This window comes from Flavobacterium sp. AC105 (genome assembly GCF_979258495.1).
Genome location: NZ_OZ409860.1, coordinates 2,164,502 through 2,187,202, shown reverse-complemented (window position 1 = coordinate 2,187,202; position 22,701 = coordinate 2,164,502). Strand labels below are relative to the sequence as shown.

The following is a 22,701-nucleotide window of genomic DNA, read 5'->3' as shown; positions in this document are numbered from 1 at the left end:
AAATGAGTTTAAAAAAAGAAAATATACTTATTGTAGATGATAATTATGACATGCTGGATTTGCTTCAACGCCAGATAAAAACGTTTAATTATCATACCTATAAAGCTTCTTCGGTAAATGAAGCAATCGATGTTTTAAAATATACAACAATCGATTTATTGCTCACAGACCTTAATATGCCTGAAATAAATGGTATCGAATTATTAAAGTTTGCTGAAGAACATTTTCCGTTAATGCCAAAATTGGTAATAAGCGGGTCGCCAACTATTGACAATGCTGTTTCTGCGATAAAATCCGGTGCATTAGATTATTTAACAAAACCATTTACAAGTGAAGAACTTTCCAGCGCTATAGAGAACTCAATTGTAAAAACCAGTTTAAGAACAACATCTGATCATACAATACAACCAGTAATAGAAAATGATTACGCTGGTATTGTGGGACGTTCTGATCAATTTAAAAACCTAATTGAAGTAATAAAACGTGTAAAAGACAATAAAGTAAATGTTTTAATTGAAGGAGAAAGTGGAACTGGGAAAGAACTTATTGCCAAAGCTATTCATTTTAAAGGTTCATTGGCCAATATGCCTTTTATTTCTGTAAACTGCGGAGGAATACCTGAAAGTTTAATGGAATCAGAACTTTTTGGTTACACAAAAGGAGCGTTTACAGGTGCATTAGAATCAAAAATAGGTCTGTTTCAGGCAGCTTCAGGCGGAACCCTATTCTTAGATGAAATTGGTAACGCACCATTGGCAGTACAAACAAGACTTTTAAGGGTATTACAAGAAAGAGAAATTACAAAAATAGGTTCCAGAAATCCCGAAAAACTAGATGTCAGAATAATAACTGCAACCAATAATGATTTGTATAAAATGGTTCAGGATGGGACTTTTAGAGAGGACTTATATTATAGGATAAATGTTGTAAATATAAAAACTATACCATTGCGGGAAAGAAAAGAGGATATAATTCCGTTGATAAACAACTTTCTCGCAAAATATTCTGTAGAATATAATAAACCGGATATTTTGATTAATGATAAAGTAAATGATATTTTACTGCGATATTACTGGCCTGGTAACATTAGAGAACTTGAAAATATAATTCAACGCATGATAATTATGAGCGATGAAATAATCGACATGCAGCAAGTCCCGGAATACCTAAAATATGCTATACCGGAAAAAACATCTCTTTTTAAATCCTTAAAAGAATACGAAAAAGAACAAATTCTAAAAGTATTGGCCGCAGTAGGAAATAATAAAACTAAAGCAGCTAATATTCTTCAAATAGATCGTAAAACACTTAATCAAAAAATAACATAATCCAGAACGTGTAGTTTTTCCCCGAACGATACTAAATTCCTATCCATAAAAACAGAAGTCATTTTAACTAAATTATAGAATGACTTAACTAACAATGCGTTATATTTTATACAAACATTTAGGCATATCTTTTGTCTACAATAAGTTAAATTAATAATATAATAATCCATAGTATCATAAAATATCTATTTTAAATAAATAAAAAAAATGAAATCAAATTAAAAATATTAGAACATACAATTCATTAAAATAAAATTTTAATAGAATAAAAAGAGCACTTATAATTACAAAAAACTAACCAAATTATTACAAAAACATTCATAACCAATAATTTAACAAAAAAAAACTTAACTTTATATTATAAAATATTGGCTAAATGAAAATAATTGAACACTCATACGGTGCAGACTTAAATTGGGTTGAGCATTTTGCAAATGAACTTGAAGGAAAAATAGAAGGCAATTTTATAATTGTTCCTGAACATCTTCAAACCGGGATAAGGTATTTTCTTGAATGCAGTGAAGGAATCGTTGCTTATTATATTGATGTCGTTTACAAAAAAAGCTTCCATTTAATTCAAAAAAACAAAACAAACGATTTTATAGGGCTTTATTATAATTTAACTGACGGAGAAGCTTCTGTTACAAAAAAAGAGAATACGTTTAATGTTAACAGATGGCATTTTAATTTATCGGTAATTGATGGATCATTAGTAACAGACTATCACGTGAAGTCCGGCAGCAGAACTTATGCCTTATGTATATTTATTAAAAAATCACTTATAGAATCATTTGCAATAGAAAACAATATTATTATTAATAATATCAATAAAATTACTGATCCTACAAAAAATACAATCATAAGATTTGATAGAATGAGTAATGAAAGCTATCATATTTTAAACGATTTACACAAATTAAAAGTAGGCGGGCCAGTATTTAATTTAAATCTGGTTGGTACGGTTCATATGCTAATCTCTAATTATTTAAAAAAGATTTCCAGCAATAGAATTATTATACAAACTGTTAATGAATCTGACTTGGCAAATATTATCGAGATTCAAAAGTTTTTAATCGATAATGTAGATGATCATTTTCCATCCATTAAGTTAATGGCTGATAAGGCAAATATGTCAGAATCAAAATTTAAAAGCTTGTTCAAAAAAATTACCGGTGCAACACCTAATACTTTTTTTATGAATAATAAGCTCCTAAGGGCAAAAGAACTTCTTGAGGACAAACAATTATCAATCTCACAAGTTTCTGATCAGCTCCATTTTACAAACAATTCTTATTTCGCTTCAAAATTTAAAGAGAATTTTGGTCTTTCTCCAAAAACATATATAAAACAATTATAGTTAATACCACATTTTATATGAAAAAATTCACGCATTTCTATAGTTTAACTCCAGAATGGCAACATCAGTTAGTTAAGGAGATGGATGGGAAACTTATAGACAATAAAATAATTGTTATTCCGGAAACAATAGGACATGGGCATTCTTATTTTACGCAAATTACCCCAGGTATTTCTGCGTTATATATCGATTTTACTTTAAATACGCCAATAAAAATAAACAGGCTAAAATCTGAAAATGAATTATATATTTTCCATTTTGATTTAAGCGAAAAAATCAATCTTTTAAAAATTGATAATGTCGATTATAAGATTGGAACTTATGATGATGTAGGATTAGCAATTATAGACAATCAGGTAGAAAGTTCTTTTAAACCGGCAGTAGGCAATAGAACTTTAGCATTAAGGATTCTTGTTGACAAGAAACTATTAAACGAATTCGTAAAAAACCATCCTAGTGAAGAACAGGGTAATCGAAAAATTAATGCTTCAAAAAAAGCTTTCTATTATTATGACAATATAGATAGCAATAGCATTTTATTGATTAGATCTATAATAGGTAAATCTGTATTTGATGCATCATTTGATTCGTATTTAAAAGGAATTTCCTTAAAATTATTAGGTAATTTTTTAAATAGATATGAAAACTCATCAGCTGTAAAAGATGAAATAACAGAAGTTGAAATTCAAGCGGTTACAAAAACGAAAACATATCTATTAGATAATCTAAATAATCCTTTTCCATCTGTACCTTTTTTATCTAAAATGGCAGGAATGTCGTCATCAAAATATAAAATGCTCTTTAAGAAACGTTTTCATGATACACCAAATAATCTTTTTATAAAAGAAAAGATGATTCTGGCTAACAAACTACTACAAAGCGGTGATTATGATACTTTAACCGAAATCATTTATGAGTTGAATTACACTAAATTAAGTTATTTCTGTGCCAGATATTACGATCTTTTTCATAGAAAACCATCTGAAGACTTTGTAAAAAGGGCACATCAGAAAATTGATCCAAGTGGAACTCGAAAACAAAATTTATAGTTAAAACGGGTAGAAATTATCAAAGAGCAAGAAGAGGATTTAACTTTTTAGAAAGTTAAATCCTCTTTTTTTATTTAAGTTATTATGATATATAATTTTGCTTTTTTACTGAAATAATTATTTATTTTTGTCTTTTTTTGTAATTAGTTACTCTATAAATTATGATTGATTTCTATATTAATATCAACAATTTTTTTAATTGATAATAATAATTGGAATACATGAAATAGAAAAAGGTATCTTTTCAGATACCTTTTCAAATTGTTAGATGATAAAATGTATTACTTATTAAAATGTATTATAAACTCAGAACGTCTGTTTAACTGATGTTGTTTATCAGAGCATTTAACTCCATCTGAACATTTATTTATCAATTGACTTTCGCCATAACCCTGACCTGAAACTCTGTTTTGTCGAACCCCTTTACTCAACAAATAGTTTATTGTTGATTGTGCTCTTTTATTAGATAAAGTTAGATTATAACCACTATTTCCTCGGCTATCAGTATGTGATCTCACTTCAATTGAAACTGCAGGATAATCTTTTAAAACTTGTACTACTCTGTTTAACTCTTTTTCTGAAATTAATTTTATTCCAGAGCCATCATAGTCAAAGTATATAGGTCTTAACTTTAATTTTTTAGTTAAATCAGAACCATCAATAATTTCTTTGCCATCTGTAATTAATTTATATGCATTAGGATCAACTTCCATGGCTTTATTAGCTTCCAACATCTGATTAATGTCTTTTTTAGTAACAGTCAATTTATCTGTTTGCGTAATATAACCTACCTTTTCATATACTACAGAATAATCCCCTACGGGAACTTTTAATAAATATTCACCCGCATTATCCGTGTAAAACTCTTCTACTTTGTTATTATTAGCATCGTATAAGGTAATTTTTACATTTGGAAGAGGCTCATTATATGTTTTATCATATATTTTTCCATAAACAGTAAGTTCCTCTTTAACTTTTAACGGCTCTAATTCAGTAAAGCTATAAATATCATCATCATTTGTTCTATTAGAAGCAAAAAAACCTTTATGGGTTTCTGAATCAATTACAAATCCAAAGTCATCCTGAGGTGAATTAACTGGTTTTCCTACGTTTACAACATCATAAGTTTTATCAGCACCTTTTATTCCTTCAAAAACATCTAATCCACCAAGCCCGGAATGTCCATCAGAGGAGAAATAAAATTTTCCTGTGTTAGATACAAATGGGAATGTTTCTCTTCCAACTGTGTTTATAGAAGGCCCCATATTTTTAACTTCGCCAAAAGTACCATCAGCATTAATTGGTACTTCATATAGATCCGTCTGACCAATAGATCCTGGTCTGTCAGAAGCAAAAATTAAAGTATTATTATCAGCACTTAAAGCTGGATGCGCGTTTGAGAAAGCATCGCTATTAATAGATAAATCTTCAATATCAGACCATTTATCTTCTACTAATGTTGCTCTGTATATTCTAAGACGATTAGCTTTGGTTTCATCAACTCCAAACTTATTATCTAAAAAATTACTTCTGGTAAAATACATTTGCTTCCCGTCTTTTGTAACAACCGGAGTTGTCTGATGAAAAACAGAATTAATTTTTCCGGTTAACTTTTTAGCATTAGTCAAATCACCATCATCAGTTATTGTCGCCTCATAAAGTTTATAAAAAGGTTTTTTACTCCATCCATCCTTTAATCTTTCAACTGTATTTGTATCTCTTGCAGACGCAAAAATAACTTGCTTTTCTTTATAAAAAGCTACACCAAAATCCGGCATCTTTGAATTTACACTAACAGGCTTAATAGAAAAGCGATTCGATTGTTTTTCAATACCTTCCAAATATTCTGTACCGGTATTTATAGCTTCGCGCCCCTCTTTAGTATTAAGTTCTTTTAAAATTTTTGATGCTTCAGTAAACTGCCCGTTCGTTTTAAGACATTGTGCATAACGAAATAATTCTTCTTTAGAAAAACTATAATTATCTTTAAGCTTTGTAACCTGAGTATAAGCTTTTAAAGCGTTTTTGTAATCTCCGTTAAAATAATATGAATCTGCTACTTTTGTATAAATTACTGAAGAACTAAATTCTTTTGCAATAAGTTTGTCAAACAAATCACCTGAATTGACGGATGCGTACGCCATATCATCGTATTGTTTTTCAGCTTTTTTAACTAGTTTGTCTTGCGAATATGAATTTTGTAAACCAAATGATAAAACTAAAATTAAAAAATATTTTTTCATAGGTATTTTTGTAATCATTAATTAAAAGAATCTTGGATTTACCATTCGTTTAATAGACTTGTTGAAAAGGTCAAATCTTAAAAATAACTCATGAGATCCTGAATTATAGTTCCCTAAATTACTTGTTTCATAATCATAAGCATATCCAATTTGGATATCATCTGTAACCTGAAAACCTGCCATACCACTTACTGCAGCATCCCAACGATATGCAGCTCCTAAAGTAAATTTATTATTGATTAACAAATTCCCGGATACATCTACTGCTAAAGGTGCACCTGCAACCATTTTTACTAAAACGGCAGGCTTAAATCTTAAATAAGGATTAATGTCAAAAACATATCCGGCCATACCGTAAAAATGTGATTTTGTTGAATACACAGATGCAGCAACATCATCAAAAAAATCTGTTTTTAATAATTTTGGAACAGATACTCCAACATACCAGTTATAGGTATGTAAGTAAATTCCAGCTCCTACATTTGGTGAAAAATTTGATACTTTTCCCGTTAAATACGCATCTTCCTTATTTTCAGTATTTAATTTTGAATAATCTACTTCAAAATTGTCAAAACCAGCAGAGATACCAAAAGAGACTTTTAAGTCACTCGCTGTTTGAATTGTATAAGCATAATTAAGCATTGCCCCAGTATTTTTTGTTGGTCCAATCTGATCGCTTACAACATTTAATCCTATACCATTACCATGATATCCAAGAGGGCTTTGTATCGAAAAATTCATTGTTTTTGGAGCACCTTCCAAACCTATCCATTGAGTTCTGTATAAACCCATTGCACTTACCACTTCTCTTGATCCTGTATAACCGGGATTAAAAGTCATTGTGTTGTACATATATTGTGTATATTGAGATTCTTGCTGAGCCGAAGCTTCAAAAACACCCAACAACAATATTGTTGCTATGTAAAATATATTTTTCATTAGTCGTATTATTGTTATATAATTCTATTAATTATTGTTGATGTATAAATAACCTGATTTTTGAATTCCTTTTTCTCCATTATTATATTTCAATATATAGAAGTAAGTTCCGGTTGGAAGTTTATCACCGCGTTTGACTGTTACACGCCCATCAGAATATCCGGCAAATACATTATCACTCTCGTTATACGATTTTGCATCATATACTTTTACACCCCAACGGTTATAAATTTCAACTGTATTATCAGGATATTTAGCAATTCCTTGGATATGGAAAGTATCATTCACTCCATCACCATTAGGAGAAACTGCATTAAACACAACTAAATCTGTAGGCTCTGGAGGAGTTTTCTTTACAATTGCCATTGTAAAAATTCCATAACCTTTAACTGGTGCCGTCAATAATTTTGAATAATTTTCATTAGCTATCGGATCACTAACAACTCCTCCATCATTTACCCATTGAGATGTATTTTCATCCCAACGAACTATAGCAAGTTGTGTATCCTTATCTTCAACAAAAAACTTAGCAGGAGTTACATCTTTAGCAAGTGTAAGACTCAATACAATATTTTCAGCACTACCTTCTTGTGTAACTTTCCAATATTCAGTATCATTTATAGCTATAATACTTCCATCCTTACTTGTATGTGGATGTAAATTTCCAGAATTTTCATAAAAATATTGAGTTATGTAATCGTTTTCAGCTTTAGAACCATTTGCATGAAATGAAGGTCTAAACTTAAGATCATTTCCCACAGGAAATTCAAAAGCAGCTATACCTTGCTTCTCTACCATACCGTCAACAAAGGACTGCTTTCCTGCATTTGAAGAAGCAGCATTTTCTTTAAAAATCATTTTACCATTATAATCAACGGCATTAATAATTCCATTCTGGAAATCAGAGTTTCTACCTACAGAAATAACTGATTCTAAATGAAAAGGAACGACTGAAGACAGATTATTAAAAACAATATTTTGAAAATTAGATATTTCTCTACCATCAATATGCTGTTCCTTAACTCCAGTAAAAATAGTTGTTCCTAATAATTTATCATATGATACTGTACCGTCATTAGTCCAATTTTCAAAAACATAGACTTGACCATCATTAGTAAACTTTCCAGTTGGACCATTTTTATAATCCATATAAATTGCCATAATCGCACCTTCTCCAACGTTAACATCACTTTGATTAACAAACTGAGCTTGTGTTTCCTGACAAGTAAATAAACCCAACATTAAACCTATCAAGCAAACCGGGCGTTTGCTGTTTAACAAAACAGAAATTGGTCGCTTTTCCATTTTATATAAGTAATTATTTTTCATACATATTATTTTAATTATTTTATACAAATTGCACCTTAAATTATTAAGCGAAATTAATTCAATAACGAATTTTACTTAACCCGTAAAAGTTATTGATGTATCAACATAAGGTCAATTATTATTTGATTTTTCAACCAAAAACTATAAACTTTCGAGGATCAAAAAAGCCTTTTATTTTCCAGGAAAAATTATGAGAACTCACCTAAAAACCTTAGTCTTAATTAGTTTTTTACTTCTAAAAGACCATTACCTTACAGGTCATATTCAATATAACTTTTGCTTATTACCTGCTTGGTTACAGACTATTTAATTTAATTGAATTAATAACTTATCAATAAATACAAATAAGTATGCCCAATTTAATAGTGTGAAAATTCCCAGAACTCCTTTATCTTTTTTCCTCTATGAGTCTAAATACTATTAAAGAAAGACGAAATAACATTTCCATAAATTTTAACACATGTGAAATCTGAAATCCAGAATGAAGTGAATATTAAAAAAGGGAAACTATTTGTCCTCCGATTTTTTAACAGTAAAATGCTTTTTACTATAAAAAAAAATTATAGATTAAAACTCTTTATTAACCAAATTAAAAGTTGAATTCAGTACAAAAAAAAGAGAGAGCTTTTGGCTCTCTCTTTCAAAAAAACATAAACTATTCTATAGGTTGACATAAATTAATACTTCAAAACAATTATAGAATTTTTTAAAATATCTTAGTTATTTTTCACAACTAATTAAGTTTATAAGCTTGGATTGTATTAGTTTGTGCGTATTCAACTGCCCAAGCAAAAAGATTCGCATAGAAAATAGTATTATATATAGTTACATTACTATCATATCCATAGTTAGGTTTTGCCAAAGGTACTCCTCCAGTTCCTATTTTTGCTGGGTAGTTTCCATTCTGATTGTTGTTTATTACTCCAGCATTGTAACCTGCATCTCCAATAAAAACAAATCCTAAGGTATTATCTTTGAAGGCAAAAACTTTAGATGAACCTTTTTCTGTCGCTAGCACCGTACTATTTGCTGGCGCAGCAGAAAGGAAAATTGAGTTATCTACATCTCCCCCTAAACTTAATCCAGAAGTATTCCCAAAAGGACCATTTAAAATAGGGTCTGTACTTGTTGCAATATCAGCTAAGTTTCTTCCAACAGCATTATTAGCAGTAACAGCAGTAACACTACCACCAACAACACCACTTATTACATTTGGTATATTAGTATTTCTTTCTGATGCAAAAATTAAAACACCTTTTTTATTCTTAACAAAATCAGCTAAAACTAAAATTGTACTTGCATCTGGTTGATAATTATATGCAATATGAATGATATCAATATTATTAGTATTAATACTGTTTTTAAGGGTAGAAGCACCTGGATAACCTAAATTAAAGAATTTAAATCCTCCCATCATTTTAACCGTACCTGTAGGTCCAAAATTTGCTAAAGAAGCCAATACAGCAGATGATGCCTCACCAGAGTTGGCACTTGCTGGATTATAAAGACCATCTCCAATACCAATTACATTCATTGAACGATAAGTAAACAAAATTGACTTCATACAAGTTACACTACTTGAAGTACTATTTGTAGTTACCGAATAAGAATAAGTACCTCCACCTGTTGGAGTTCCCGTTGCTTTTAATGTTACTGTTTGTGCTCCAGTACCGTTGAAAGTTCCTGTTGCTGAAAAAGAAATTCCATTTACTGTATCAGTACTAATATTATAATCACCAGCATAAGTAACGTTTACCGGAACCGTCATTGTATTTTCAGCCGTCATAGCAACGTTAGGAACATAACTTCCAGAAGTTGCAATGCTACCACATGTCATTGTAAATGCAATAGGCTGTTGCGCAATTGTCAAGTTATAAGAACAAGTTCCTACAGCTCCTGGAGTTCCTGTTACTGTTAAAGCAGTTGTTGATCCTGTCAATGGCGTTCCAGATCCTTTAAGAACCACAGTATCTGCACCAAGTTTTGTTAATACAATTGGTCCTGATGAGAAAGATACTCCGTTAACTGTATTTGTTGTAATTGTTGTTGACCCTGTAGCTGTAACGTTTACAGGCAATGTAATTGTATTTGTAGTTGAGTTAAGCGCTACATTTTGCATGTATGCTCCACTTTGTGTAGCTTTACTACAATCCATAGTATAAGCAACTGGTGCTATTATTACAGGAATACCTGTACAAGAACCTCCTGCAACAGTACTAGCATTTGATGTAACACTAAAAAGATCTGTTCCAGACGCTACTGGAGTTCCAGTTCCTAATAACTCAACAGATTGAAAACCTGTTTTAGTAAAAGTACCTTGCCCACTGAATGAATATCCATTTACTGTAAGTGTTTTAATACTCCAAAATCCAGTATTTGATACAGTAAGATCAAGCGTTAATTTATTAGCTGATGTTAAAGGAATTCCAATATTGTATGTTCCCACCGACTGAATACTTCCGCAAGAAATAACAAAATCTACATTTGCTTTTTCAACATAGATATGTGGCTCGCAACTGCAAACTACGCCATTTAAAATTAAGCTAATAGTATCACCTGCTACACCAGTGTCATATCCTGTACTAGGTCTTCCTGTACCTTTTAATGTAATATCATAGATCCCCGCAGTAGGAAAGGTTCCGCTTGCTTCAAAATAATATCCATTAGCAGTAGTAGCTGTCATTGTATATGTACCAGCCTGCGTAACTGTAACCGGAACAGTAAGTGTATTGTCTCCTGATAAAGTAACACCTTGTTTGTAAGTACCATTGGCAATAACCGCAGAACATTGTGTATCTGAAACATCAAATGTTGCAGGTGGTGGTGTACCACACATACTTAACCATTGTGTTCTTAAAGAATCCCAATAATCAAAACAATTTGTATTGGTATTAAATACTAATAATCCATTGGATAAATTAGCAGGAGCAATAGCGTTACGCTGCGCGGTGGACATACGGGAAATTAACATTCCTTTGTTGTTGCTTTCTAATTCGAAAATTGCACCATCTTTAGCTTTTGTTGCCCCATTACTAATGGTTCCGTCTTTTATTTTAGCAGTTTCAACCTGCGCAAAAGCAGAGCCAAAACTTAATAAACTGAAGACAACTGCTAATGTTATCTTTTGTATTTGATTTATATAATTTTTCATATTCTTAAATTTTAGTCAGTGTCAAAGCACCGTTTTAGTGCTTTGACCTGATTAATTATTAATTTTAATTGATTTACTATTTTTTAACTGACATTAATTTTTCTAGTTTTTCCAAACGTGCATTCATTACTTCTGATGCTGCTTTCATTGCTTCTGATTCAGCTTTCAATTGTTGGATTTCATTGTTTTTAGCTTCCAATTCTTTGTCTTGCTCAATAACATGCAAATACAGCTCTTCAGTTTTTTCAAGCAATTGTATTGATAATTCAGAAACATTAAATGAATATCCTTCTTTTGTTTTCATCAATTCATTGATTGGTGTAATACCTGGCAAGTGATTGTTCTTTTTGATATAAGCATCAATTTCTGCCAACGTTTTAAATTTGTAATCTGCTTTAATATTAGAGAATCCTTTAAAGTAATCCTCAAATACGTAATCCGCATAATATGAGTTCACAGTAGTGATTGCACCATTTACTCTTAATTTCTCATTTGGAGCGTCAGATGGAGTTGTAAATCCAATTCCAACCCAGCCTTGAGTATATATACTATTTGTATTTAATGTTGCTCCTTTATTCGTTGCTACGTCATACCATGGTTCTTTTACTAAGTCTGATATATCTAGAGAATTTGCTGCTTTGTTTTCATCTGTATAAACCAATTTGCCAGTATCACTATTTACTTCAAGTTTAGTTAAAGTTTCATTCTCACCAACTAAATCAATTAAATTAAGCGATGAAACAACACCTGCCTCATCTGTATAATTTAAATCATTCGTAGAACTATCATAAACAAGAGAAGTTAACGTTTCTACTCCTTTTACTAATGTTGACATATCAATAGGCGAATCCACTCCTGCCTCATCTGTATAAGTTAAAGTATGTTTATCGAATACTTGCCCACGATCATCAGTTGTTTGTGTTACAACATCTTTTAAAGCAGTAATGGTTTCTTTAATTGCTGCCGGATTTCCTGCTGCGTCTGTATAAGTTGCAATATCATGTCCAGTAGTTACTGCTGGTACAAATGAAGCCGCTCCATCTGCTCCAGTATCTCCTTTTGGTCCAGCTATACCTTGTGCTCCAGAATCTCCTTGAGCCCCTTTTAATCCGGCAAGTTGTTCCTGTGTGAAATCTTCATATGTGAAAGCTGCCCCACTATCTCCTTTTGCTCCTTTTAAACCAGCAAGTTCTTCTAAAGTAAAATCAGCGTAAGTAAATGATGCTCCAGTATCTCCTTTTGCTCCTTTTAATCCATCTTTCTCTTCCTGAGTTAAATCATTGAACGTCAAAGCTGCTCCAGTATCTCCTTTTGCTCCTTTTAATCCAGCCAATTCTTCTAAAGTAAAATCAGCGTAAGTAAATGATTTTCCGTCTTTTCCATCATTACCACTAACCTTAACCCATTCTTTAGTGACAGGATCCAAGATATAAACAATCCCAGTTGTTGTGTCAATCCATGTTGTAGTACTAGCTGGTGCAGAAACGCCATCTTTACCAGGAATACCAGCGCCACCAGCTAAACCAGTTGCTCCGTCAACTCCGTCTCTTCCACTTACTTTAACCCATTTTGTATCGTCATTTGGATCTTTAACATACACAATTCCTGTATCGTAATCAATATACATTTGGATTGTTCCATCAAGTCCTTTTGTTCCAGGTAAACCGTTACCTCCGGAAATTCCATTTTTACCATCAAGACCATCTTTCCCATTAATTGAAATCCAACTTGTTGGATCTAATGGATCTGCTCCTGGTTTAAGAATATAAACTGTGCCTGTAGTATTGTCTACATAAATAGTACTGTCTTTTGAAATACCAGCTGCTCCAGGTGTTCCCGGTGCCCCTGTTCCTCCGGTCATACCATCTTTACCATTGTTACCTGCAGGCCCGTTTAAAGGAACCCAATTATCAGCATTTTTAGGATCTCTTACATAAACAATTCCTGTAGATCTATCGATATACATTTCAATGGTTCCATCCAAACCTGCCGCTCCTGGTAAGCCAGTACCGCCTGAAATTCCGTTTTTACCATCTAATCCATCTTTTCCATTTATTGCAACCCAGTTTTTTGGATCCAATGGATCTGTTCCTGGTGTAAGGATGTAAACTGTACCTGTAGTATTGTCCACATAAATAGTACTGTCTTTTGTAATTCCAGCTGCTCCAGGTGTTCCCGGTGCTCCTGTTCCACCAGTCATACCATCTTTTCCGTTATTACCGGCTGCTCCATTAATTGGAATCCAGTTTTTTGGATCTAGTGGATCTGTTCCCGGAGTAAGAATATAAACTGTGCCTGTAGTATTATCTACATAAATAGTACTGTCTTTAGTAATTCCGGCTGCTCCAGCTGTTCCTGGCGCACCAGTACCTCCTGTCATACCGTCTTTTCCGTTGTTACCAGCTGGTCCGTTTAAAGGAACCCATTTTGTAGTATCTGCCGGATCTTTTACATAAACAATTCCTGTAGATCTGTCTATGTACATTTCAATAGTTCCATCCAAACCTGCCGCTCCTGGTAAGCCAGTACCACCTGCAATTCCGTTTTTACCATCTAATCCATCTTTTCCATTTATTGCAACCCAGTTTTTTGGATCCAATGGATCTGTTCCCGGAGTAAGGATATAAACTGTACCTGTAGTATTGTCTACATAAATGGTACTGTCTTTGTTAATACCTGCTGCTCCAGGTGTTCCAGGTGCTCCTGTTCCACCTGTCATACCATCTTTTCCGTTATTACCGGCTGCTCCATTAATTGGAATCCAGTTTTTTGGATCTAGTGGGTCTGTTCCCGGAGTAAGAATATACACTGTGCCTGTAGTATTGTCTACATAAATGGTACTGTCTTTTGTAATTCCGGCTGCTCCAGCTGTTCCTGGCGCGCCAGTTCCACCTGTCATACCATCTTTTCCATTGTTGCCTGCTGGTCCGTTTAAAGGAACCCATTTTGTAGCATCCGCCGGATCTTTTACATAAACAATTCCTGAATCGTAATCAATATACATTTGAACAGTTCCATCAAGACCCTTTGTACCCGGTAAACCGCTACCTCCAGAAATTCCATTCTTACCATCAAGTCCGTTCTTACCATTCAATGACGACCAGGTTCCATTAGCATTTTGAACATATACTGTTCCAGTATTTTTATCAGTATAAAGATTTACACCTTCTCCCGGGTATCCTGGCTGACCTTTATCTCCAGGAACTCCAACACCTATGACTACATTTGTTGCTGTAGTTTCACCAGAAATCGCTAATCTAAACCATTTCAAGTCAAGATCAGACCAATAGTAATAACCTGGCTTAATATCAGAAATTGTCTCCGTATTAAAAACCAACAAACTATTTACATTACCACTTTTTATAGTAGTCTTATCCGTTGAGCCGGTCAATTTTACTCTCGGAATTAAAATACCTTTGTCATTAGCATAAACCTCTAACTGTGCAGAGGGAGTTACATCTTGTTTTCCTATCACGACCTGCGAGTAGGCAGAATAACTACCTAAGACAAAAAGTAAAGGAAGTAATTTATTCTTCATATGATTTAATCATTAATGGGTTATTAATTTTATTATACTGTTTTATAGAACTAAAGAAATTGATCGTATCTGTAAAAAAGCTTCGAATAGCTGATTTATACTTTTTTTATTGCTTCTTTAGAGCAAATCATTACTTCATTTTAACATGAATGTTTTCGCAATCAAATACTTAGTTTCAAAGTGCAAAGTTCTCCGTAAATGGAATCTATTTATGCCTGTAAAAGTTTTTAAACTTGTAGATTAAGGTATAAGTACGGGCTAGAACTTCCATAAATTATTTATTTAAGAAATTCAGAAATCTTACATCATTCTTATTGAATTGATTACAGTCGTAAAAGAATTGTGAGTAAATAATTCCCGAAAAATCGTAAAACAAAAAAAAGAGAGAATCGAAATTCTCTCTTTTTAAATCAAACTTAATTTTAAGACTCTTTACTAGTAAACAAATGCCTTATTATTATATCCCTACTTTCTTTCCTGAATTAACTTTTCTAATTTTTCTAAACGAAGATTCATTAATTCTGAAGCTTCTTTTAAAGCCTTAATTTCTTTATCCTTGGCTTCAATTTCTTTAGTCTGAGTTTTAATCTCCTCACTTTGCGCTTCATTTACTTTGTTTTGCTCAATAATGTGAAGATAAATCTCTTCCGTTTTTTCAAGTAATTGAATTGATAATTCAGAAACATTAAATGAATATCCTTCTTTGGTTTTTATCAACTCATTAATTGGAGTTATCCCGGGAAGGTGTTTATTCTTTTGGATATAAGCATCTACTTCAGCCAATTGTTTAAATTTATAATCTGCTTTAATATCTGAGAATCCTTTAAAGTAGTCTTCAAATACATAATCGGCATAGTATGAATTCACAGTTGTTATTGCACCATTTACTCTCAATTTTTCATTTGGAGCTGCTGACGGAGCTGTAAAACCAATACCAACCCAACCTTGTGTATACACATTGTCAGTATTTAATGTTGCTCCTTTATTTGTTTCAACATTGTACCAAGGTTCTTTTACCAAATCAGACACATCTAAAGAGTTAGCCACTTTCTTCTCATCAGTATATACCAATTTACCTGTATCACTATCCACAACTAACTTTGTCAATGTTTCATTTGCTCCAACCAAATCAATCAAGTTAAAAGCTGTACTAACACCTGCTTCATCTTTATAGGTCAATTCATTATTAGAACCGTCATATGCAAGAGAAGTTAAAGTTTCAACTCCTTTTACTAAGACAGACATATCAATCTGATTAGCCACACCATCTTCGTCAGTATATGTCAAAGTATGAACATCAGTTATTTGTCCTCGATCATCTGTTACTTGTGTTACAACATCTTTTAATGTGGTTAAGACATCTTTCCCTCCAACTTTAATCCATTTTGTAGGATCTTGCGGATCTCTTACGTAGACAATTCCTGTATTATAATCGACATACATTTGGATTACTGGATCAATAGCCGCAGTTCCGTCAGCACCTGGTACTCCTGTTCCACCAGCTATTCCATCTTTTCCATTATTTCCATTTTTACCATTAATTGGAATCCAACTATCCGGTAATGCAGGGTCTGCACCTGGTTTTAAAATATAAACAATTCCTGTAGTATTATCAATAACTAATGTAGCACCTCCGGGAATACTTACTCCATCCTGCCCAGGAATACCATTAATTCCTGCTGCTCCGGTATTTCCGCTTAACGGAATCCATTTTGTAGGGTCTTTTGGATCTCTTACATATACATTTCCTGTATTGTAATCAATGTACATTTGAATTGTCGGATCAATAGCCGCAGTCCCATCTGCGCCAGGAACTCCTGTTCCTCCAGCAATACCGTCTTTTCCGTTATTTCCGTTTTTACCGTTAATAGGAATCCAGCTATCTGGTAATGCAGGATCAGCTCCAGGTTTTAAAATGTAAACAATTCCTGTAGTATTATCAATAACTAATGTAGCACCTCCAGGAACACTTACTCCATCCTGCCCAGGAACACCATTAATTCCTGCTGCTCCGGTATTTCCGCTTAACGGAATCCATTTTGTAGGATCTTTTGGATCTCTTACATATACAATTCCTGTATTGTAATCAATGTACATTTGAATTGTCGGATCAATAGCCGCTGTTCCATCTGCGCCAGGAACTCCTGTTCCTCCAGCAATACCGTCTTTTCCGTTATTTCCGTTAATTGGAATCCAGCTATCTGGTAACGCAGGATCTGCTCCAGGTTTTAAGATATAAACAATTCCTGTAGTATTATCAATAACTAATGTAGCACCTCCGGGAATACTTACTCCATCCTGCCCAGGAACACCATTAATTCCTGCTGCTCCGGTATTTCCGCTTAACGGAATCCATTTTGTATTATCTTTTGGATCTCTTACATATACAATTCCTGTATTGTAATTAATATACATTTCTACTGTTCCATCGATACCGGCTGTTCCTTCAGCGCCTGGCACTCCATTTCCACCAGCAATTCCGTTTTTACCGTCGATTCCATTTTTACCATTAATCGGAATCCAGCTATCTGGTAATTTAGGATCTTCTCCTGGCTTCAAAATATAAACGGTCCCCGTTGAATTATCAACGACTATAGTAGATCCGGCTGGCGCATCAACACCATCTTTTCCGGGAACACCGTTAATTCCTGCAATGCCACTAGCTTCACCAAAAATGGCAAGTTTAAACCATTTTTTATCAGAATCTAACCAATAGTAGTAACCTTGCACAACATCTGCAACAGGCTTTGTATTAAAAACTAACAAACTGTTTTTATTACCATTTGTAATAGTAGTAATATCCGTTGAGCCCTTTAATTCAACTCTAGGAATTAACATACCTTTGTCATTCGCAAAAACCTCTAACTGAGCAGAGGGGTTTGGTTCCAGCTTTCCTACAACTACCTGAGAGTATGCAGAATAACTACCTAAGACAAAAAGTAAAGGAAGTAATTTATTCTTCATATGATTTAATCATTAAATGGGTTATTAAAAAATTATACACTTTTATGACTAAAGAAATCGTTTCTTATAACCAAAAAGCTGCAAAATAACATGCTTCTGTAACTGTCCTCATTCCTTTGTAGAGCCCTATTTTACTGCTCTTTTTCTCTAAATGACTAAGTAATCAAAGTATTACTATTGCAAGGCGCTAATTTCTAAGTAAACCCCAACTCATTTTACTTCTAAAAGTTTTTAAACTTACAGATTAGGACATATTTAAAATCTCTAATAATGAAGAATATTATAACACTATAATTTAGGCAGATAAAAACATTTGCAACACGAGACTAATGCATTTCTATGAATATATTGTACATTTAATCAAAAAAAAAGAGAACCTAAGCCCTCTCTTTTTAATATTATAAATAAAAACAATTTTACTTAATTGCTTTCTTCAATTTTTCTATCGAAGAATCTTCCAAAATTTTAATTTGATTCACAACAATTTTAGCAATCTCAGTTGCTCCTTTTAAGGAAAGATGTGTGTCATCATCTTTATCTTTTGGATAATAAGCATTTTCACCTGCTTTAAAATGCAAATGCAATAGTTTTGATTTCTCCGGTCCATAAGATTGTTCCAGTAATTCTGTGTAATATTCTAAATCAATAAATGGAACTTTGTATTCTTGTGCCACTAGTCTGGTTTCCAAAGGATATTCGCCATGTGTACCAACTAATACACCTTGTTGGTTAAAATTGCGTCTTGCTATTGGGGTAAGCAATATAGGAGTTGCTCCTTTTTCTCTGGTTTCTTTTACAAAACGAATTAAATTATACCTATAAGTAGTATGCGGATTGGTATAACGTGTTGAGTCTTCTATCTTTTCATCATTATGCCCAAATTCTATAAATACAAAATCCCCTTTTTTAAGCTTTTTATATATAGAATCCCATCGTTTTTCATTTATGAAACTTTTTGTGCTTCTGCCATTTACCGCTTTATTTTCGATTATAATATTGTCTTTAAAAAAGGACTGAAGTACTTGCGCCCAGCCATGCTCCGGATTACGATCAGGATCTTTTTTGTTTGCCATGGTAGAATCACCTATAGTATAAACCGTTGATTTTTGCGCAAAACAAGTGATTGAAATTAAACAGAAAATAATAATGTATTTCATTTTTAGATTGTTAGATTTCTTAGGTATTAGATTTTAAATATTTGTGTTAGTTACTTGTCATCCTTCGACTCCGCTCAGTATGACAAATATGTTTAAAATGAGATATTAAAACTTTGCAACTTTGAACCTCTGTAGCTCTGAACCTCCTTCAAAAATTATTTTGCCGATGAAGGAACCGTTGCTTTTTTACCAATAAAAACATCTGTCATTACAACATTCTCTGCGTTCTCATTTGAAATAGCATTTTTAGCCGACTTGATTTCAATATTATTGAACGCTATATTACGGATTTTTTTCTCCGGGAATCCCTGAATAACAATTCCGGATTCTGTGGCTTTGTTACATGAAATGTTTGAAAACAAAATATTCGATATATCAGATTGAAAACCATTCCCTTCTCCGTGATAATTAGCCGTTATATATAAACAATCTTCGACTTCATCTAATTGTATATTCCGAACAAAAATATTTTTTATAAAACCACCACGATCTGCATTGGTTTTTAGATAAATCCCTCTTTTTAAATAGCCAACAGTTTTGCAGTTTTCAATATATACATTCTGAATTCCTGCAGACATTTCGCTTCCTATAACAACTCCGTGAAGTCCTTTAAAGTTACAATTCCTAATCACAATATTCTCACTTGGTGTAGCTGAATTTGCTCTTCCTTCATGATCTCTTCCTGCTTTAATTGCCACATTATCATCACCATTATCAAAAGTCACATTTTCAATTAAAACGTCTTTAGCATATTCAGGATCAATTCCGTCGTTATTATAATTTAATGATTTATAACTTATTCCACGAACTGTAATGCTTTGCGATTTTAAAAGATGTAAACACCAAAACGGGGAATTCTCAATCCGAATATTTTCAACCAAAATATTCTTGCAATTAAAAAACTGAATCATTTGAGGACGCAAAAAATAACCTTTTCCAAACTTTCTATCTTTCAAAGTAACATTATTATGATTCATCTCACGGCTTCTGTTTTTTCCGGATTCTTCTTTTGCTTTAAAGGTTTTCCAGGTTTTACCTCCTTCTCCATCTATTATACCTTCACCAGTTATTGAAATATTCGTACAATCGTAAGCATAAATCAATGGACTATAATTATAAAGCATCGTTCCTTCCCAACTTGTTAAAACCATTGGTAAATAATCGGTTGGTTTATCACTGAATTTAATTTTGGCGCCTTTTTCTATTTTAAGATTTACATTACTCACGAAATGGATAGGCCCATTAATTTTATAAATCCCTTTAGGGACAATTATAGTTCCGCCATTATTCTTTTTGCACAATGCCATTGCTTTATCAAATGCAGATTTATTATTGGTTAAAGAATCTCCTTTTGCTCCTAATTTCAAGATATTAATTTGATAAGAAGGAATAACAGGAAGCTGAATTCTATTGACAATCGAATCTACTTTTGCTGTTGGAAATTCAACATTCTGAGCAAAAGAAATACATGAAATTAATAGAAAAATAAAATACTTGAAATTCATATTATTGTTTAATATATTGCCCACGGGTTTTAACGGATTAAACGGGTTTCCGCAGGCTTATTTTCTAAATTTTAGATATAAAAAATCAGTGTAATTCCGTTTAATCCGTACAATCCGTGGCCTTATTTTTATTTCGAATACCAATTCTGAATCGAATCTTTCAGAATGTTTTCAGTTGTATATTTTTCAGCTTCTTTCTTTTGAAGCTGATGTGACCAGACAACCCTTTTTGTTGGCTGAAATCCCTCTCCTTTACAATTATATTCAGCATAAAAAGAAGTTTTTTCAGCTTCGGGTTTCGACCAGTTTTCCCAACCTTCAGACCTGATATGTTTTCCCATTTCACAATTTATAAAAACAGTTTTAGCATAAATTCTCCACGGTCTGCCAAGATAAACTGCTGTTGCAGAAGAATCAGCCGTGAGTTTACAATTTTTAAACACAAAACCAAATGTTGTATCCTGTGGTGTTGAAGCTGCCGTGATATAAGAATTTTTAAGACTATGAATTACACAATTTTCGAATAAAGCTGTGGCACTCCCAAAAATAAAATCAGTTGTTCCTTCAATATAACAATCTTTAAAATACTGTTTTGCCGATTTACCTGACAAGTACAAAGTATCCTGATTTCCCAGAATATTACAATTAGAAACCTGAGCACGATTTGCCACAAGCGACAACGCAATTGCCTGACCGTTATCGCCAGAAGTGTTTTTAATCGTTAAATTTGATGCCGAAAAATCATCTCCTTCTACCAAAATAGTATAGGTAAAAAAAGTGCTGTTTCTTCCTGTATTTATCTTTGCAAAATTATCATCAAAAGCAATAATCGTATTTTCTTTACTTTCTCCAATCAAGGCAATATGCGTATTCCATTCCGGGATTCTGATTTTCTCCGTATAAATTCCGTTTTTTATCATTACAGTAACTTTTTCGTATGGAAAAGAGGGACATGCATTTATGGCGTCCTGAATTTTAGTAAAATCACCTGAACCGTCCTGAGCTACCGTTATTACATCACTTTTTTTTTTGATGACGTTTCTGTTGCAGAAACTTTCACGCCATTTTTAGTTGCCCATGCAACATATTTTTTTAAAACTTCCTTTGGTTCATCGGTATACCAGGCATAACCATTTCTTCTTTCAGAACCAATTTCGTCCAATGATTTCTTTTTAATTCCGTCACGATCACAAAAAAACGGTTCATTCGTATCCAAATCCATAAATCTTGCCCAAATTGGTGAAGCATTTTGTGTAACAATCATTTTTTTATCAATAATTTTTCCGGCATCATTCAAGACACGTTTTTCTTCCAGATTGGTGATTTTTGTTTTATCAAACCAAGTATTTGCAGCTTTAACAGCTGTAATTATTTCCGGAGATGGTTTTTCGATTGACATTAATAACAATGTGATTTTTGCCGATTCTTTTCCGCTTAACGAAGGCAATTCATAAGCTCTTGCTTTGGCTGGCAACAAGGTCACTTCATCATGTTGTGCGCACCAAACTGTCAGAACTCCATTTTGTTTGTATTGCGTTTTTAGGATACAATCTATTCCTTTATCAAAAGATTTTTTTGCTTTTTCAACAATGTCTTTTGATGGTTTTATGCTATAAAAATCAGTTTCTTCGCCAATTTGTTTCATGATATTCAAAATGTTAAACATAGAATCATCATTGTATGTTATATGTGTATAATATCCTTTTTTCAACGGATAAAACTGAGGCCATCCACCATTAGCATATTGTGCTTTAAACAAGTAATTCAGACCTTTTAAGAAAGATTCCTCATATCGCTCATCCTTAACCTGAGCATACATTCTGGACATAAAAAGCATTTCCTGACAAGTAGCGCCATTATCTGTCGTAGTTTCTTCAGTTGCTTTTTTTACTTCAAGCAGCTTCTTTTTTTGCTCTGGAGTTAACTCATCCTGCATTTGGATATTCTTTGGCCAGCCCCCAATATTTCTTTGGTATAACAAAACATTTTCTGCTATATTTTTGGCTTCCGCCGAAGCAAACCAGGCTGCATCATTTTTACGAATAACATCCGGCCAGTTTTTATAGGTGTTTTGAGCATTTATACCATAACTTACTACTAATAAAAGAAGTAATACTGTTTTTTTTAATTGAATCATTTTT

Annotated in this window: 13 protein-coding genes; 3 read left to right on the top strand and 10 right to left on the bottom strand. The window is 32.8% G+C overall.

The features are described 5' to 3' along the window. Positions 1 to 2: 2 nt before the first annotated feature. The 3 genes from ACZ0AH_RS09515 to ACZ0AH_RS09505 all read left to right on the top strand — a co-directional run bounded on the left by ACZ0AH_RS09515 (position 3) and on the right by ACZ0AH_RS09505 (position 3,734). Positions 3 to 1,328, top strand: coding sequence for a sigma-54-dependent transcriptional regulator (locus ACZ0AH_RS09515; RefSeq protein ID WP_463475558.1), 1,326 nt, complete (start codon positions 3 to 5; stop codon positions 1,326 to 1,328). A gap of 376 nt (positions 1,329 to 1,704) precedes the next feature. Next, positions 1,705 to 2,685, top strand: coding sequence for a helix-turn-helix transcriptional regulator (locus ACZ0AH_RS09510; protein WP_463475557.1), 981 nt, complete (start codon positions 1,705 to 1,707; stop codon positions 2,683 to 2,685). Positions 2,686 to 2,702: 17 nt separating this feature from the next. Next, complete coding sequence (locus ACZ0AH_RS09505; protein WP_463475556.1) at positions 2,703 to 3,734, top strand: helix-turn-helix domain-containing protein; 1,032 nt, start codon at positions 2,703 to 2,705, stop codon at positions 3,732 to 3,734. Positions 3,735 to 4,015: 281 nt separating this feature from the next. On the opposite strand, the gene ACZ0AH_RS09500 is transcribed toward ACZ0AH_RS09505, so the two are convergent. The 10 genes from ACZ0AH_RS09500 to pelA form a co-directional block, all read right to left on the bottom strand. Then, positions 4,016 to 5,977 (bottom strand): OmpA family protein, encoded by a 1,962-nt coding sequence (locus ACZ0AH_RS09500; RefSeq protein WP_463475555.1) that lies wholly within the window; start codon positions 5,975 to 5,977, stop codon positions 4,016 to 4,018. A gap of 21 nt (positions 5,978 to 5,998) precedes the next feature. After that, positions 5,999 to 6,916, bottom strand: coding sequence for a PorP/SprF family type IX secretion system membrane protein (locus tag ACZ0AH_RS09495; protein WP_463475554.1), 918 nt, complete (start codon positions 6,914 to 6,916; stop codon positions 5,999 to 6,001). A 27-nt stretch (positions 6,917 to 6,943) separates the two neighbouring features. Continuing rightward, positions 6,944 to 8,221 carry a gliding motility-associated C-terminal domain-containing protein gene (locus tag ACZ0AH_RS09490; RefSeq protein WP_463475553.1) on the bottom strand — a complete coding sequence of 426 codons (1,278 nt, stop codon included), beginning with the start codon at positions 8,219 to 8,221 and terminating at the stop codon, positions 6,944 to 6,946. 757 nt (positions 8,222 to 8,978) lie between these two features. Continuing rightward, positions 8,979 to 11,396: a hypothetical protein gene (locus ACZ0AH_RS09485; protein ID WP_463475552.1), complete on the bottom strand. Its 2,418-nt coding sequence runs from the start codon at positions 11,394 to 11,396 to the stop codon at positions 8,979 to 8,981. Positions 11,397 to 11,472: 76 nt separating this feature from the next. Next, complete coding sequence (locus ACZ0AH_RS09480) at positions 11,473 to 14,934, bottom strand: hypothetical protein (protein WP_463475551.1); 3,462 nt, start codon at positions 14,932 to 14,934, stop codon at positions 11,473 to 11,475. Positions 14,935 to 15,399: 465 nt separating this feature from the next. Next, positions 15,400 to 17,898 carry a hypothetical protein gene (locus tag ACZ0AH_RS09475; RefSeq protein ID WP_463475550.1) on the bottom strand — a complete coding sequence of 833 codons (2,499 nt, stop codon included), beginning with the start codon at positions 17,896 to 17,898 and terminating at the stop codon, positions 15,400 to 15,402. Positions 17,899 to 18,314: 416 nt separating this feature from the next. Beyond that, on the bottom strand, positions 18,315 to 19,055 hold the full coding sequence (locus ACZ0AH_RS09470) for a rhamnogalacturonan acetylesterase (RefSeq protein ID WP_463475549.1): 741 nt from the start codon (positions 19,053 to 19,055) through the stop codon (positions 18,315 to 18,317). A 155-nt stretch (positions 19,056 to 19,210) separates the two neighbouring features. After that, on the bottom strand, positions 19,211 to 20,560 hold the full coding sequence (locus ACZ0AH_RS09465) for a glycoside hydrolase family 28 protein (protein WP_463475548.1): 1,350 nt from the start codon (positions 20,558 to 20,560) through the stop codon (positions 19,211 to 19,213). Positions 20,561 to 20,688: 128 nt separating this feature from the next. Next, entirely contained in the window at positions 20,689 to 21,573 is an 885-nt protein-coding gene (locus ACZ0AH_RS09460; RefSeq protein WP_463478100.1) for a pectinesterase family protein, read from the bottom strand. Further along, positions 21,573 to 22,697, bottom strand: a complete 1,125-nt coding sequence (gene pelA, locus ACZ0AH_RS09455) for a pectate lyase (RefSeq protein ID WP_463475547.1) — start codon at positions 22,695 to 22,697, stop codon at positions 21,573 to 21,575. The genes ACZ0AH_RS09460 and pelA overlap by 1 nt, the downstream gene beginning before the upstream one ends. Positions 22,698 to 22,701: the final 4 nt, after the last annotated feature.

What these genes read in the sequence shown, in the direction of transcription:
- ACZ0AH_RS09515 (WP_463475558.1), top strand. Translation starts at nt 3, where the DNA reads ATGAGTTTAAAAAAAGAAAATATACTTATTGTAGATGATAATTATGAC.
- ACZ0AH_RS09510 (WP_463475557.1), top strand. Translation starts at nt 1,705, where the DNA reads ATGAAAATAATTGAACACTCATACGGTGCAGACTTAAATTGGGTTGAG.
- ACZ0AH_RS09505 (WP_463475556.1), top strand. Translation starts at nt 2,703, where the DNA reads ATGAAAAAATTCACGCATTTCTATAGTTTAACTCCAGAATGGCAACAT.
- ACZ0AH_RS09500 (WP_463475555.1), bottom strand. Translation starts at nt 5,977, where the DNA reads ATGAAAAAATATTTTTTAATTTTAGTTTTATCATTTGGTTTACAAAAT.
- ACZ0AH_RS09495 (WP_463475554.1), bottom strand. Translation starts at nt 6,916, where the DNA reads ATGAAAAATATATTTTACATAGCAACAATATTGTTGTTGGGTGTTTTT.
- ACZ0AH_RS09490 (WP_463475553.1), bottom strand. Translation starts at nt 8,221, where the DNA reads ATGGAAAAGCGACCAATTTCTGTTTTGTTAAACAGCAAACGCCCGGTT.
- ACZ0AH_RS09485 (WP_463475552.1), bottom strand. Translation starts at nt 11,396, where the DNA reads ATGAAAAATTATATAAATCAAATACAAAAGATAACATTAGCAGTTGTC.
- ACZ0AH_RS09480 (WP_463475551.1), bottom strand. Translation starts at nt 14,934, where the DNA reads ATGAAGAATAAATTACTTCCTTTACTTTTTGTCTTAGGTAGTTATTCT.
- ACZ0AH_RS09475 (WP_463475550.1), bottom strand. Translation starts at nt 17,898, where the DNA reads ATGAAGAATAAATTACTTCCTTTACTTTTTGTCTTAGGTAGTTATTCT.
- ACZ0AH_RS09470 (WP_463475549.1), bottom strand. Translation starts at nt 19,055, where the DNA reads ATGAAATACATTATTATTTTCTGTTTAATTTCAATCACTTGTTTTGCG.
- ACZ0AH_RS09465 (WP_463475548.1), bottom strand. Translation starts at nt 20,560, where the DNA reads ATGAATTTCAAGTATTTTATTTTTCTATTAATTTCATGTATTTCTTTT.
- pelA (WP_463475547.1), bottom strand. Translation starts at nt 22,697, where the DNA reads ATGATTCAATTAAAAAAAACAGTATTACTTCTTTTATTAGTAGTAAGT.